This window comes from Duganella sp. Root336D2 (assembly GCF_001425005.1).
Lineage (GTDB): Bacteria > Pseudomonadota > Gammaproteobacteria > Burkholderiales > Burkholderiaceae_D > Rugamonas.
The window spans coordinates 297,558-310,492 of sequence record NZ_LMDB01000038.1; the positions used below are offsets into that span (position 1 = coordinate 297,558).

12 protein-coding genes and 1 tRNA gene are annotated in these 12,935 nt (G+C 55.7%); 3 read left to right on the top strand and 10 right to left on the bottom strand.

Annotation, left to right across the window (positions count from 1 at the left end):
- Nucleotides 1-80 precede the first annotated feature (80 nt).
- Nucleotides 81-1,229: a site-specific integrase gene (locus tag ASD07_RS27720; protein ID WP_055938339.1), complete on the bottom strand. Its 1,149-nt coding sequence runs from the start codon at nt 1,227-1,229 to the stop codon at nt 81-83.
- A gap of 327 nt (nt 1,230-1,556) precedes the next feature.
- On the opposite strand from ASD07_RS27720, the gene ASD07_RS31215 reads away from it, so the two are divergent.
- Nucleotides 1,557-1,751, top strand: coding sequence for a hypothetical protein (locus ASD07_RS31215; protein WP_156398199.1), 195 nt, complete (start codon nt 1,557-1,559; stop codon nt 1,749-1,751).
- Between the two features lie 285 nt (nt 1,752-2,036).
- On the opposite strand, the gene ASD07_RS27725 is transcribed toward ASD07_RS31215, so the two are convergent.
- Nucleotides 2,037-3,821, bottom strand: coding sequence for a DUF3987 domain-containing protein (locus tag ASD07_RS27725; protein ID WP_055938342.1), 1,785 nt, complete (start codon nt 3,819-3,821; stop codon nt 2,037-2,039).
- A gap of 179 nt (nt 3,822-4,000) precedes the next feature.
- Here ASD07_RS27725 and ASD07_RS27735 point away from each other — a divergent pair, with 179 nt between their 5' ends.
- A complete protein-coding gene (locus ASD07_RS27735; RefSeq protein WP_156398200.1) occupies nt 4,001-5,017 on the top strand; it encodes a hypothetical protein in 1,017 nt (338 codons plus the stop codon).
- A gap of 233 nt (nt 5,018-5,250) precedes the next feature.
- Here ASD07_RS27735 and ASD07_RS27740 read toward each other — a convergent pair whose 3' ends face one another.
- From ASD07_RS27740 to ASD07_RS27770, 8 genes are all read right to left on the bottom strand, one after another.
- A complete protein-coding gene (locus tag ASD07_RS27740; RefSeq protein WP_055938350.1) occupies nt 5,251-5,982 on the bottom strand; it encodes a hypothetical protein in 732 nt (243 codons plus the stop codon).
- 13 nt (nt 5,983-5,995) lie between these two features.
- Nucleotides 5,996-7,162 (bottom strand): radical SAM protein, encoded by a 1,167-nt coding sequence (locus ASD07_RS27745; RefSeq protein ID WP_156398201.1) that lies wholly within the window; start codon nt 7,160-7,162, stop codon nt 5,996-5,998.
- A 33-nt stretch (nt 7,163-7,195) separates the two neighbouring features.
- Nucleotides 7,196-7,759 carry a hypothetical protein gene (locus ASD07_RS27750; RefSeq protein ID WP_055938356.1) on the bottom strand — a complete coding sequence of 188 codons (564 nt, stop codon included), beginning with the start codon at nt 7,757-7,759 and terminating at the stop codon, nt 7,196-7,198.
- A 26-nt stretch (nt 7,760-7,785) separates the two neighbouring features.
- The gene (locus ASD07_RS31220) at nt 7,786-7,941 is read right to left on the bottom strand and encodes a hypothetical protein (RefSeq protein ID WP_156398202.1); all 156 of its coding nucleotides are present in this window, start codon (nt 7,939-7,941) and stop codon (nt 7,786-7,788) included.
- A 69-nt stretch (nt 7,942-8,010) separates the two neighbouring features.
- Nucleotides 8,011-8,625 (bottom strand): hypothetical protein, encoded by a 615-nt coding sequence (locus ASD07_RS27755; protein ID WP_055938358.1) that lies wholly within the window; start codon nt 8,623-8,625, stop codon nt 8,011-8,013.
- 398 nt (nt 8,626-9,023) lie between these two features.
- Nucleotides 9,024-10,172, bottom strand: a complete 1,149-nt coding sequence (locus ASD07_RS27760) for a DUF6575 domain-containing protein (protein ID WP_055938361.1) — start codon at nt 10,170-10,172, stop codon at nt 9,024-9,026.
- A 575-nt stretch (nt 10,173-10,747) separates the two neighbouring features.
- Nucleotides 10,748-10,823 (bottom strand) — tRNA-Phe (locus tag ASD07_RS27765).
- Nucleotides 10,824-10,899: 76 nt separating this feature from the next.
- Nucleotides 10,900-12,672, bottom strand: coding sequence for a glycosyltransferase family 39 protein (locus tag ASD07_RS27770; RefSeq protein ID WP_055938364.1), 1,773 nt, complete (start codon nt 12,670-12,672; stop codon nt 10,900-10,902).
- Between ASD07_RS27770 and ASD07_RS31225 the strand changes: the two genes are divergently transcribed.
- Nucleotides 12,640-12,855, top strand: coding sequence for a hypothetical protein (locus ASD07_RS31225; protein ID WP_156398204.1), 216 nt, complete (start codon nt 12,640-12,642; stop codon nt 12,853-12,855). The two genes, ASD07_RS27770 and ASD07_RS31225, sit on opposite strands and share 33 nt — an antisense overlap.
- Nucleotides 12,856-12,935: the final 80 nt, after the last annotated feature.

Sequence of the window (12,935 nt, forward strand, 5' to 3'; positions counted from 1 at the left end):
ATAAGACCTCAGCAATCGCAAAAAAAAAATGCTGGGCTGTCCGTGAAGAGCAGCCCAGCATTTTTGCTGAAGCGTAGATACTAGCTGACGAGGTTAGCGACCATCTGGGACGTGCTACGCAGAGTATGCGAAGAAAGGTGCGCGTAGCGCTGCGTCGTGACGCTGGAGGCATGCCCCAGTAGTTGCTGTACCTGATAGAGCGAAGCGCCCGCGTTCACCAGCAGGCTGGCGAAAGTGTGCCGACAGTCGTGCAGTCGGCAGCGCTCCACGCCAGCTGCGGCGAGGATACGGTGCCATGCCTTCGTCGGATTGTTCAGTGGCTTCATCGGGTCTTTACCGGGGAAGATCCACGGCGAGCCGTCGATGCGCGGCGTGGCCTTGAAGATTGCCAGCGCAGCGTCGTTCAGTGCCACATGCCGGGACTTGCCGCTTTTGGTCTTGGGCAGGTAGAGCGACTTTTTCTCCAGATCGAGGTGCTCGTGACGGCTGCGAAGGATTTCCTCCCGGCGCAACCCGGTCAGAATCAGCGCAGAAATAGCGTTCCCGGCCACACGGTTCATGTCCAGTTGGGCCATGGCGAGAATTTCGCGGACTTGATCTGGCGTCAGGAAGCGGTCTTTCTTATTCAATTCCTTCAGCTTCTTCATGTTGGCGCAAGGGGAGTCATTGATCCTCTTGTACGAAACGGCTAAATTGAAGAAAACACTCAGCAAGGCGTGGACGCGATTGATCGTGGCGGGAGCAAGGCGTTCCTTCAGGCCGCCCAGCAGCAGCTGAATGTCCTTCTGCGTGACGTCGGACAGGCGCAGCTTGCCGATGGCTGGCAGGATGTAGTCGCGGAACTTGGCCAGATCATTTTTGTAGGTGATCTTCGTCAGCTTTGCTTGCGCCATGTAGTCATCCATGAACTCGCTCACGAGCGGCATGTTTTTCTGCTGCTGGCGCGCATCCTGCGGGTTGCCGCCTTGGTCGAGCGTTGCGCGGTGCTGCATCGCTGCTGCACGCGCCTGCTCGATGCTCAGTGCGCCGAACTCGCCAATACGCACCGCGAGCTTTTCGCCACGGTAGGTATAGCGGAACCAGAAGAATTTGCGGCCCGTCGTGCCTACTTGCAGTTTCAGTCCGGCAGTCTGCGGATCGGTGATTTCGTAATTGCTGGACTTTGCGCCTTGCTGATGCGGCGGGAGCTTTTCCAGCGCTGCCTTGGTCCATTTTACTGCTGCTGCCATTGAGTTTCTCCTAAAGGAATTGTTGGTCGTGAAGAACCAGTGCTGGTTGCTTGAGACGTACTTTATTGGCTGATTGGCTTCGCTTCAGGCGGCGAATACTGATGCGATTCAGTGGCTTACACGCGCTCTTTTCGCGCAGGGCATCCGGGCAGGAATGTTCCTTGACGGCCCGATTTGCGAATTACGGTTTTGTCTAATTTTGTGCGAGACGTCAGCGATGTTGCTTCTTGTCTGGCAGGGTGAGTGAAGCAAGTCTTCCAAGTCCTTGGAGCTGGGTAAATGATTGACGCTGGACGTACCGCATGCGGCGAGGGTCAGTCTCGATCAATGAGCGGCTACGTGGTTCCTGTGAATCCCTATGCGCAGGCCTGCCGGTCTATTTCCGGCCCGGTGCTGCTCCAGGCGGCTGATGGTTTTCCGCGCCAGTGCGGCGGCGCGAAAACCATCGACGAGAGGCTATGCGGCTACACGGCGACCCGGCGACATTACGAGCAGCACAGAAAAAGGCGCAGCGCATTATGAGAAAGGTTGCACTTGATGCACGGTTGGGCGTAGCCGAGGCATGTTGTGCAGCTCGTCTGCGCAACGAAGCGAATGCTTTGCCGCTTGGATATTAGAGGGGAAACCTGCACATTCAGGCGCGCATTGTGGATGCGTGTAGCCATGTAGCCATGTAGCCGCGCTATCAGGGCAGGGCGACAGCGTGCGCGGGATGGTGCGACCGAAAGGGGCGATCGGAACCACCGAAAAAGCAAAACGCCCGGTACAGGCCAGCAAGCCGTACCGGGCGTTTGTCTTGCAGATCCGTTAGGTACTGACGATCGCGTAATTGTCGTAGGAGTTTTTTTTGTCGTAATAGATTGCCTCATCGAATTCGACAATCTCGCCACGAGCGGCCAGAACGGCAAGTAGTTCCTTAGTGCGCTTGCTGGGACGGGCGCAGCGTGGTCCATCCTTGTACATCATCCTTACCGGGATGGCTTCCATGCCCTGCTCGTCGGCCTTGTTCTGCATCCAGTTCAGCAAGGTCTTGGCGTCTGCTTCGTCTTTATTGGCTGGGGTCAGATCGAACACACGCATGGCCGAGTCGAGATAGTATTTTCCCAGTTCGATGGCACGTACCATGATGTCCTCGCTGATGTGCTCTACAGTCGGATCTTCCAGCATGGCGAGCAAGGCCGCAATGCGCATTACCTGTTCTGGAAAGCGGGTCACGTAACCAGCATGTTGGGCCAGCTTGCCGCCGGGGCCTGCGGCGCTCTCCAGCTCGTTGTACAGGTCAACCCATGCAGCCTTGGCTCCGCTCGTCATCCGTACCATGCGGATGGTGACGCCACCGCTTTCAGGGTTGATCTTCCAAGTCATGCTCGCAAGTTCGGCGATCTTGGCGCAGAATTTCTGATATGCGGGTTTGTCTTCCAGCTCGATGTCAGTATGCTGGCGTTGGCCCAGCAGCGACGATGGTTGGCTGTAGAGGAAGCGATTACCCATACCCTGCTGCATCACCATTTCGGAACTGAGGAAGTCCATCGCCACGATCGGCTGGGTGAACAGCAGTACATTGAGGCGGCGATCCTGCGCGTAGTGGTGTTCATTAACTCGGGTACGGGAGATTGGTTCGCCGGAATAGAGCGAAGCCACATTGCCTAAGAATCGGCTCAGATTATCGCGGGACATGGCGTGCCCGCCGAGGAGTGACGCGCCTTCCAGTGCGAGGCAGAACTGGACCGGGCAGCGGGCAATCAGGCCCACGATCAGACCGTCCACCGTCAGGTCCTGGACGATCATGTGTTTGCGCTCATCCTGTGCACGACGGATGGCGTCGTATACTGGTTTCATGATTTTGTCGATCGTCGAGGACTTACGCTCGCCCGATGGCGCGATCACGAACATATTGACCGAAACCGGGCAACCGCTATCGTTGGTGCGGGACGAAACGTTAATCAAGCCTTGGGCCAGTGCGGCGATTACGCCCAACAGCGACGAACCGACCATCTCCAGATCGACCTGCACAGCGGAGGCGATCAGCTTGATGACAGTTGCGAACTTGCCGAAGGCTTCGACAGGGTATGGACGGCGCGTTTGCTTTACACCGGTAGTGGCTACGCTGGACGGTTTTTGGACAGTGAGCGTCGAGGAGATTGCCGAGACGTGCTGCTCATCTTGGCTGGATGGGCATTCTTCTTCGCTTACGAATTCGTTGTCATTTGGGATGTCGAGGTATTCGTTGGCATCTTCATAGTGACCGTCATCGTAGTCGCCTTCCTTGTCGTCCTCGTATTCGGCTTCGTGTTCAGCCTCGTCGTACCCGGCGTCATAGTCGTCAATGGTTGCGGCGGGCTCATCCGCTGGCTCACCATCATCGTAGTTGCCATCGTCATCGTCTTCGTAATCGGCTTCGTGTTCAGCCTCGTAGTAACCGGCGTTATAGTCGTCGTCGGTTGCGGCAGGCTCAACCGCTGGCTCGCCATCATCGCATTGTGCCTCATCCTTGCCATCGTCGGTGCTGGCCGTAGCTTCTGCTGTGGCTTGTGCCCTGCGCTTTTTGTTTGCAATGATGAGGGCGATCTTTGCGGCACTACCTTTTTTCATGTTGATTTCTCCTGTTATAGTCGGCCCGATGTGAGGCAACGGGTTGCACTTTACTGCCGGATGATTAACCGGTATCGTTCGGAGAATATGTTTATTATCAATGGCTTATATGGCCAATTTGCTGGTTGGGACGTGGTGTATAAGAAGTCCCTGCCGGGAATCTTTGTGGATTTTCGATTTTGTCTAATTTTGATAAGAAGCAGGCTCAGGAATTGGGAATTGCCTTTGCTCGTGAAGTAGCTGAACTGACGGGCGAGACGCCATCCCGACTTTATCAGTGGGGAACGGGCTTGGGATTGCAAGTACCTAAAGCGCGGCAGACGTTCTACTCGCACATGGAGCGGAATGACTGGGCAAGGGGCAGCATCGCCAGTGCGACGGAATCGTGCCGTATGGGGAGTTACCCCATGAGCTGCCAGCTCCGCTTGCGGGTGGTGTCGCTCAAGGCCCAGTTTAGGCAAGACAAGCGGCAGGGAAAGACGCGCCAACTGGTTATCTTGTTGGGTTATGAAGTGTGCTCCGGCTTGCTCCACTTCCGCCTGTATCGCGGGACAGATTTCAGCGGGGATCCGAAAGACATGCCGCTCTGTAACCGGATTCCTGCCGCAACGGTCGCGGCGTTTGTGGATGAATGCGGTCGGATGGTCGGTTTGCCGATTCAGCAGGTCTTGTTCACGCAAAAAATAATGGACTTCACGCCAGGAGCTGGCAAGGTGGCTTACTTGTCCCTTTCGGCGGGAAGGATGTTGCTCAGGGGGCGTAAGGAACTGGCTGGAGACAATGAACTGCCGTGCAGCTGGGATAGTAAACGGCCTTATCGTACATGCGATGGTGACCATCCCTTCATTGCATGGTGCACAGGCACCAACGCAACTGAGCTAACATCCTATCTGTCGGACTTGGTAAAGCGGCATAACAAGGTAGTGGCGTTGCAATGCCTGGAACGTGCTCGTGAGGTTCTTGATGCCATGTTGACTAGATCGGATACAGCTGCCAAAGCGCGGCACGGGACATCACGATTCACAGTGCCCACACCGCAATTTCATCAGCGGATCATGAAGCATGACTATGTTCTGAATGACTTTGAGCTACGTGAAGTTCGGTTCTATAAGCGGGAGTACGAGGACTTCTTTGCTTTCCCTGGTGATCGGGGGAGGTTGGCGGTGGAGGGGATGCTTGGCGACACGGCGACATAGCGACACGTCCGGCTCGCGGTAATGTACTTGGTCGCCACTGTCGCCGTGTCGCCAGCGTTCATCAGGCCACGATCAGGACTGTAGGATTGACCCTCTCCCTATATTGCTTCTGTATATGCCGTCAGGATTTTCGGTTGACTGAATATGCGGCCCCTGAATGTAGCAGCAGCCTTGGGCGCTGCTGGTACATTCAGGATGATTGCTGGAGCAGCAGCCCGTGCGCACGAAGGCCCTCAGTAGATATAGCCGTAATCGTCCGTCTCCGATCTGATCGCAGCGATGGCTATGAGATCAGGATTGGGCGAAGCCAGGATATCCGCGATGCGCAGGAACACGGTTTCCGATTGCAGGGAATTACTGGTGACGTAGTCCTGCGATGACCGATAGCCGTCCAGTTCGATGCCGAGCATGTTCGAGTTGATCGGGATGGTCAGCGCAACGAAGTGATCGGAACTCAGGTTGGTGAGCGATGCCGCTAGACCGGAGATAACGACCACCACCGAATCGCTGATAAGCGTATCGACGGTTTCGGGCAGACCATCCCCCGCGTCACCCATGCCGTCAGTTTCGGTCAGCGTCACGCAATATTCGGACTGCACGTTCTGGTAGTACAGCGCATTGCGATGGTAGGGCATCAGGGACAACGGCGACCAGTAGGAAATGATCTGGTCGTAGTTGACTGGAAGGTTGGGCGCGCCTGAGAAGATGACGCCGCGTAGGTTGGTGGGAATGCTGACGTGCCGCCCGTAGCGGTCAGCGTCAGCGGGAGAGAGGGATAATATTACCTTCGCGCCTTCTGGCAGCCCTATGAGGTGCAGGGCGTTGGTGTTGAGGTAGTAGCCTGGGTGGTGGGTAAGATCGGTCGCCGGATCGTCGCTCAGACTGATCCGTTCGTAGTAGTCCAGATGTTGGATGGCGTTGACGGTTGCCATCGCCTCTGCGCTGATATAGATATTGGCCTGCATGGATTGGTACCCTTTATTCGTTGATGGTGAAGCCCTTGCGTAGCAGTTTGATCTTGTGGCGTTGCTCGATGGCGGGGCGATTGATCGTGAACAGGCTCAGGTCGCGATCATCGCCAATTCGGTTCACGCACTTGGAATTGATGGCGTGGCGGATTGCTGTTTCGCCGATCATGCTGTCGAAGTGGTACTCGCCAGCGCTGTAGCTGACGCGGTCCGCGTCGTACTGCGCTGCGTTGATGAATTTCGCTGTATCGGAAGGAAACTTGACCAAGATGAGATGGATGGTCTTCCCTGCCCGAGTGGACTTGCCGGTAAAGTAGCGTGGGTAGCTAGCCGGGGATGGCGATACATCCTTGAACGTAAAGGCGAAGTCGCGTTCCAGATTGTCGATAACGTCAGTGCTGGATGCGATAACGTCGATGTCCGCGAAGTCGGGGTGCAGCCTCGGATTGATCAGATGCTTCGCGAATCCGCCGAACAGGTGCAGGTTTGGCTCGTTCATCAGGTACTCGGCTAGTCGCTCCGTGTCCTGCATCAGCTCGTAGCCGGTGCAGTCCACGGTCGATAGGTACCGGCTCGATAAGCACAGTACCTTGGGAACAAACACGATGCCGCTGTGCCCGAAGCTAAGGTCTGCGAAGTCGAGCGGGAAGATGCTGAATAGGTTCTCGCGGAGCACGAGCCGTTGGCCAAGGCGGCGGTACAGGGCCAAATACTGGGGCTTTAGCGTGGCAAGGTCGGCGCTGGGGAGCGGAGGAAGGACGAGCGAGTATTCGATGTTTAGCCCATCCCATTCGTGCCGATATAGCTGGACGGCGTCCAGCACATCGGCATCGAGCGAGATCGAGAAGTAATCTGCTACTCCCCGCAGTTTGGCGATATGCTGTACTTCGCGGGTGATGATCCTTACCTTCAGGCCGCGATCCGTGATGATACGAATCATCGACAGCAGTTGCGGGTAGTGCTCATCGAATCGGTATAGGGGATCGCCACCGCCGCTGATCGTGATAAATGATTTATCACATTTATCCACGAAATCGGCGATTGCTTCTTTGTTCTGTATGCCATGCGGAAGAAAGGGGGACTCCCTCCAGCTGCAATGGCTGCATACTTTGGCGCAGCCGAATCCTTTGGTGCGCCAGTTAACGAGTATCGAGAAGTTTGGTTTTGGTTGTCTCATGGAGAACTTTCGTAATCTGGCGCGGTCAGGGCGTTACGCCTTTTTTCGCGGCAGGGAGAGTGTTGTGCCGGTCGCTTCGTCCGGTCCGCCGTCGCAGACCGGAGTGCTATTGGCCTGGAGCGGCAGCGTGATCTGCTTGCCGGGTTCGGTCAGCAACTTCGCCTTCCAGGTCGCCATGTCGCCGTGTCGCACGTGTTGGGTTTCGGCATCCGGCGCAGCCGTAGCTAGTCCTTCATTACGCAGTACGGCCATTGCGAAGCCCGAGTTGTTGCTGCTGCGGCCGATAAACGTGCCTTTGAGCGCCTTCGATGGGAAAGGTTTATCTGGAGGGAGCGCGTTCAGGCAAGCCTCGATTTTGTCGAACGGTACGTGTTCGCGGCTGAAGTAGCCGCCGCTTTCGTTGCCGGTGATGGCGATATAGAGACGGTGGCGATCGGCGTCCGCGAGTACCTGATAAGTGATGCCGCCTTCGGCGTTCTTGCCGAGTTTCCTGCATTTACCTTCCTTGAGCAGCCAGTAAGTCACGCCAGCGTCGCTTTCTGCTGCTGGCGTTGTTTGTGCGCTGTCGCTATTTGGTTTGGTAGCTTTTGCGTTCATGTTTTTCCTTTTGTATAGAGGTTTGGTTAGCGGCGATATTTCAGAGAGAACTTCAGATCCAGGCTGCGAAGGGAGCTGGACATGGCGGTCTTGAAGATGGCATTGGTGCGCAGGGTCTTCAGCGCCGTGCTGGCTTGTGATGCAGGCTTTGCCTTGATGGTTGTATTTAGTGGCTTCGTCATTCGGGTACCTGAAATGAAAAAGCCCGAAGGGCCTGGGCCATTCGGGCTGTGTTTACTAGAGTGCTTGCGTCAGAAAACCACGTTGAACTTCCCTTTGTATTGAGGGTCGCTAGCTAGCGATTTGCGCACGGCGGAGTTGATGATCATTTGGGTGAAGCCCTCCGGCGTGAACTGGAGGCCGCTTTTCGCTTCGCCGGGGCTGACGTACATCACCACCTCGGCTGCCTTCGAAAAAGGCTCCACATCGAAGTTGGCGTAACCCTTCTCTATCTTGAAGCCGTCATTAGCTTCGTAGCTGAAGTTGCAGACCGTCCGCCCGTTGGCGGTGCGTACGCCCTTGGTGGCGGCGTCGGTGAAGCGGTACGAGAGCTTCTTGCTGATCGATTCCGGCAGGACGTAGGTGTCGAGCTTGACGATGGGGCGGCCCCACATCGGATCGACCATATTCCCGAATTCATCCAGGCTTACGTTCTTCATCGCGCGCGGGCCGACGGCGGTCAGGTAGCTAGCCAGCGCCTTGTTAATGGCGGGGATATAGGCGCTGCAGGTGGGGGCGGCAAACGCTGGGCCCGAGAGCGACGCGAACAGGATGCTGGCGGCGGCGATACTGATTTTCTGAATGGGGGTGGCTGCGCGACGATACTGCTTGCCTGACCAGGTTGGTTTGGCCGTGGTGTTCATCATTGATGGAGTGCCTTTTCTGTGTAGTCATAAAGAAAAAGCCCAAGACCTTGTAGGGGCTTGGGCTTTGGTTGGAATCAACCATCAGAATGATATATGCGAGAAATGGGCGGCGATTCGGGGGCGCTCCGGCGGAGGGGTTATCTCTTGTTCCATTTCGCCCAATCCCCCGGAAACACGCCATCTCTAGGGTTGCTTGGTGTGGGCGTAGGCGATGGCCTTGGTGTTGGATTGGTGGAGCCTTGCTGCTTCGTCATGGGTGGTCTTAGGTAAGAGAGGACGGTCTATATCCGCTGTGTGTTGAGTGAACAAATTGTGGCCGAAACTAAATGTTGAACGGGCTTGACGATGGACGAACAAATGAGCATGTACGCTGCTGAGATCGACTTCTATGCCTCGCTCTAGTCTGCAACCTTTTTGTAGTTCTTTAGAAGTAGGCGTCTGATTTCTCTCCCTGTTGCAGGTACCGTCTCAATGTGCTCCTCGCACGTAAATTCATAAACTGCGTTTGTGATGATCATCCCGCTGAGGCTAATTGGGCTGCCCGGCAGAATCTCTCCAGAATAGGATTCTTGGTCTTCTTCACTTATGATCTTCCAGCTTCCCGCTTTATGCGCAGCGAGATCGACTCGGCCGCGCAGGATAACTTCTTGAACTGTCAGATCAGTACGTAGGCGGCACATTTCGAAGAGTTGCCTGATGTTATCTAGTTCAAGTCGTGACCCATATGCAGAACTCATAGATGGGGTTGCCCATTCCATGTGAATTCCGGCAGCGTGTTCTGATAGGAAACCTAATAGTTTGATCAATGAGGAAGCTGTATGCCCCTTTACTGCTTGCAGATACTCAATCGCTTTTGCCGGGTTATCCGCTAATGCTAGGAACTTTTGTACCTCAGCCATAGCAATAGTGAAGACCGGGCTTTCTCCGGTTATATCGCTGGGATAAGCGCTGCGAAACTTAATCTTGAAAGATCCTTGAGCGAAGCCAAAAACATCTGCGGCGAACGAGTCGTCATCACGCTTCAGCGGGCGTTTCGCGGTGCGCGCTACCGAGCGTGACAGATTTCTTACGATTGCTTGGAAGAGGAACAGAAAACCTCCCAAAGTCGCTGACCGAATCCTAGCGGACTGAGCCGCTTCGGGCACGTCCAGTGACACGAAGGAGACCGTAGTATTTAGCTCGGCAGCAGCTTGCGCAACTTCGTCGAATTCGTTAAAGACCAGCCCCTCCCCAGGCAATGAGTTGGCTGGAAATATGGCGTATTCAGCTTGTTTGGCCGCCAGCGTGCGGTCATCACCGGTAGAAAAGTGAGCTAAGTAGAATTCGGATAATTCAGGGGCTTCGAATACTGAGCGGAGGTCAAGTTTTCCGCTAGTGAGCATATCGGCGCGGGCGGCAGAAATTGCTACACATGAATAGATAGGACCACTGTCTGTGTCGTCGTTCCCGATCATACAAACGTACCGGCACCCTATTTGGTCCCTTGCAAGAAAGACTTGGGGAACGTCATAGAATAGTAAAACGAGGTCTTGGGTGAGTATTTTCATTGTCAACCTATACCACGTTCTGCAAAACTGGATAGCTCGTTGCACGCCACCAAGAGAAGTGGTTAGGTGCTCCGTTTTTCTCGATCTTTCCTGCGGTTGGATCTAGCTTTATGGCGGTTATGACCTTGTGACGATGCCGCTCGAGCAGGAGCAATTTTTGCGCGGCTGGTAACGTGTCAAACACCGAAACTGCCATTGCTCGACACTCAGTAGTATTGTATTTTTGAGTGGGATTCAGTTTGCGGTGCGACCAAAAATCCTCACATGTAACGTCAGAAGACTCAGTCACTCGGTAGTAGATGCCGTCTGGAGCAATTGCATCGCCAGGAGGGCATTGGTCGGGTAGAGGTTCAAACCACATGATAAGGATATGGGATACAAATCTTATCAAGATAATACCGCGATATTGCCAATGCGCAATGAAGAAAATTGATGAACTCTTACTTGTCGCGCAATTTTGTCGCGTAGCTGTCTCAGGTCAAGGGCGAGAACCGCGAATAGACCGGACACAAGGACTACTAAACCGCAAATGAAAACGCCGATCTGCATGGATCGGCGTTTTCACTTTTTATTCTTGGTGGCCCGGGGCGGAATCGAACCACCGACACAAGGATTTTCAATCCTCTGCTCTACCAACTGAGCTACCAGGCCAAGGCGCGCAATTATAGCAGAGGGTTTTTCCTTTTGCCAAGGGCCGGCGGCGCAAATCAGGATCTTGCCAATTCGTCTACTGCGCGATCTGGTACACGGACACTTCGCCCTCTTGGCGTACCAGCGTAAAGAATTGCTCGAATCCTGGCCGGGAATTGATTCCTGTCCAGCGGCCGCTATGGATCAACAGGCTGGCGTAACCGGCCTGGTGCAAGGCCTTGGCCAGGTCGGCTGGAGCCAGGCCGGCCAAATCGCGATAACGTCCTGGCCCGAAGTGATCGCCTCCGGTACGCAGCGGAGCATAGTACAGCGCGTCTTCCAGGCCAAACTGGTAGGTGCGGCCCATGGGGTGCTCTCGCAAATAGGCCAGCACAGGATAACCCGTGATTTCCCGCTGCAATATCGCTTCGCGCGCGCTGGCAGTCGGCGCCACGAGTTTCCAGCCCTTGTACGCATTTTTGAGCGCAACCGGTACAACGATCAGCAGCGCCAAGGCGACGCAGGCCATCTCCGCCTTGTTCTGCCCGCTGGCCGCGCGCCTGCGAGCGATCAGGTTCCATGCTGTGGTCAATGCCCAATGCCAGACGGCTGCTGCCAACAGTGCCAGCACCGGATAGAACGGCATCAGGTAGCGCGGGTAGCGCGAGGTTAGCAACCAGACTCCCAGTGCCGCGGCACACAGGATCATGGCGGCTCGCGCCCCCGGCAAGCGACGCACTTTGGGGATGAATGGTGCCAGCAGCGCCGGCCAGATAACCCAGCTTGGCCAGCCTGCATTGCGTTTGACGTCGTCGATCTGGAACTGGTAATCCCCCAGGTTCCAATCGCTAAAGCCGAACAGCTTGCCGCCGAGGGGATTGAAGGGGTCGCCCGTCAACACGTAATTTCTTACGTACCAATAAGCGCATGGCAGCAGCAGGCTGGCCGTGGCGATGAGCCAGGCGCGAGGCGAACGGGTTCGCATCAGCAAGGCAATCGCGAACAAGGGAAGAACTTGCAGCGCCTGGTATTTGATGCCAGCGGCAACGCCGATCAGGAAGGCTGCAACGGCCAGCAAGGCGTGCCGTTGTGGCTGCTGATGCCAGAAATGGAATACCAGGCAGCCCGCAAAGATAAACAGGGTGGCGCTGGTATCGACCATCGCATTGTCGTATTCATTCCGTGTCAGCGACAGAAAGATGATGACGGCCATGCCGGCAACGGTTTGGCCGGCATAGCGTTTGCCGACCCGATAAATCAGGAATGCAGTGAGCCAAGCAGTCAGCGCGCTAAGCAGGTGCGGCATCACATCGTCATAGGTAAGCATGGCCGCGCTGAAGAGCAGGTCTGCGTTGAAGGGGAACCATGGGTAGCGCAGCCACTCGTTAACGTTGAGTTTGCCCTCCAATGCCCATTGTTTGGCATGAGGCAGGTGGTAACTCACCTCATCCCAGGCCAGCGGTGGGCATAGCGGGGCGACGAGGGTCGGCAGCACCATCAAGGCGATCAACAACACCATGCCGCGTGCGGGCCAGCCAGCCTGATGCCAGTGCCGGGCCAACGTCGGGCCAGTGCGCACCGGAAGCGCCCGCCATTCAAGCAGCCACAGGCCAAGACCGCCTGCGAGCAAGATCAACAACGGCAGCAGGCGCAACTGCCCTGCGATCGCCAGCCACTGGATGACACTCATATACAAGCCCATCCCCAGTGCCGCGGCGACTCCATGCCATACCAGCGTGTCGCCGGCTTCGGCCAGGGAGGTTTTGGCCTCCAGGCGGCGCAGTACGGCCCATCCGATACCCCAGCAGGCGCACAGGAAGATCAATAAGGCGAAGTAATGAGTTGCCGCGTAGAGGATTTTGTCGATCATGAAGGGGATCGCGCCGTATTTGTGGGAGGGGGGCGGCGCTTGAAAAATTGTCAAATGGGATTATTGGCCATGCGGACTTGGAGCGTCAAGGTGATTGCAGGACGTCAGATTGTTATCATGATTGAAACTGATTTCGATCCCGGCCAGCTTGCGTTCGGTCTTTCGGGCTGGAAGTCTTCTTAAGTAATGCAGCCACGCTTCACAATGGTATGAGAAACGCTTCGTTCCTTGACGTAAGGGTTGCTGCATATGACGCGGCGCAG

What these genes read in the sequence shown, in the direction of transcription:
- ASD07_RS27755 (WP_055938358.1), bottom strand. Translation starts at nt 8,625, where the DNA reads ATGATGAACACCACGGCCAAACCAACCTGGTCAGGCAAGCAGTATCGT.
- ASD07_RS27750 (WP_055938356.1), bottom strand. Translation starts at nt 7,759, where the DNA reads ATGAACGCAAAAGCTACCAAACCAAATAGCGACAGCGCACAAACAACG.
- ASD07_RS27725 (WP_055938342.1), bottom strand. Translation starts at nt 3,821, where the DNA reads ATGAAAAAAGGTAGTGCCGCAAAGATCGCCCTCATCATTGCAAACAAA.
- ASD07_RS31220 (WP_156398202.1), bottom strand. Translation starts at nt 7,941, where the DNA reads ATGACGAAGCCACTAAATACAACCATCAAGGCAAAGCCTGCATCACAA.
- ASD07_RS27770 (WP_055938364.1), bottom strand. Translation starts at nt 12,672, where the DNA reads ATGATCGACAAAATCCTCTACGCGGCAACTCATTACTTCGCCTTATTG.
- ASD07_RS31215 (WP_156398199.1), top strand. Translation starts at nt 1,557, where the DNA reads ATGAGCGGCTACGTGGTTCCTGTGAATCCCTATGCGCAGGCCTGCCGG.
- ASD07_RS31225 (WP_156398204.1), top strand. Translation starts at nt 12,640, where the DNA reads ATGAGTTGCCGCGTAGAGGATTTTGTCGATCATGAAGGGGATCGCGCC.
- ASD07_RS27720 (WP_055938339.1), bottom strand. Translation starts at nt 1,229, where the DNA reads ATGGCAGCAGCAGTAAAATGGACCAAGGCAGCGCTGGAAAAGCTCCCG.
- ASD07_RS27745 (WP_156398201.1), bottom strand. Translation starts at nt 7,162, where the DNA reads ATGAGACAACCAAAACCAAACTTCTCGATACTCGTTAACTGGCGCACC.
- ASD07_RS27760 (WP_055938361.1), bottom strand. Translation starts at nt 10,172, where the DNA reads ATGAAAATACTCACCCAAGACCTCGTTTTACTATTCTATGACGTTCCC.
- ASD07_RS27740 (WP_055938350.1), bottom strand. Translation starts at nt 5,982, where the DNA reads ATGCAGGCCAATATCTATATCAGCGCAGAGGCGATGGCAACCGTCAAC.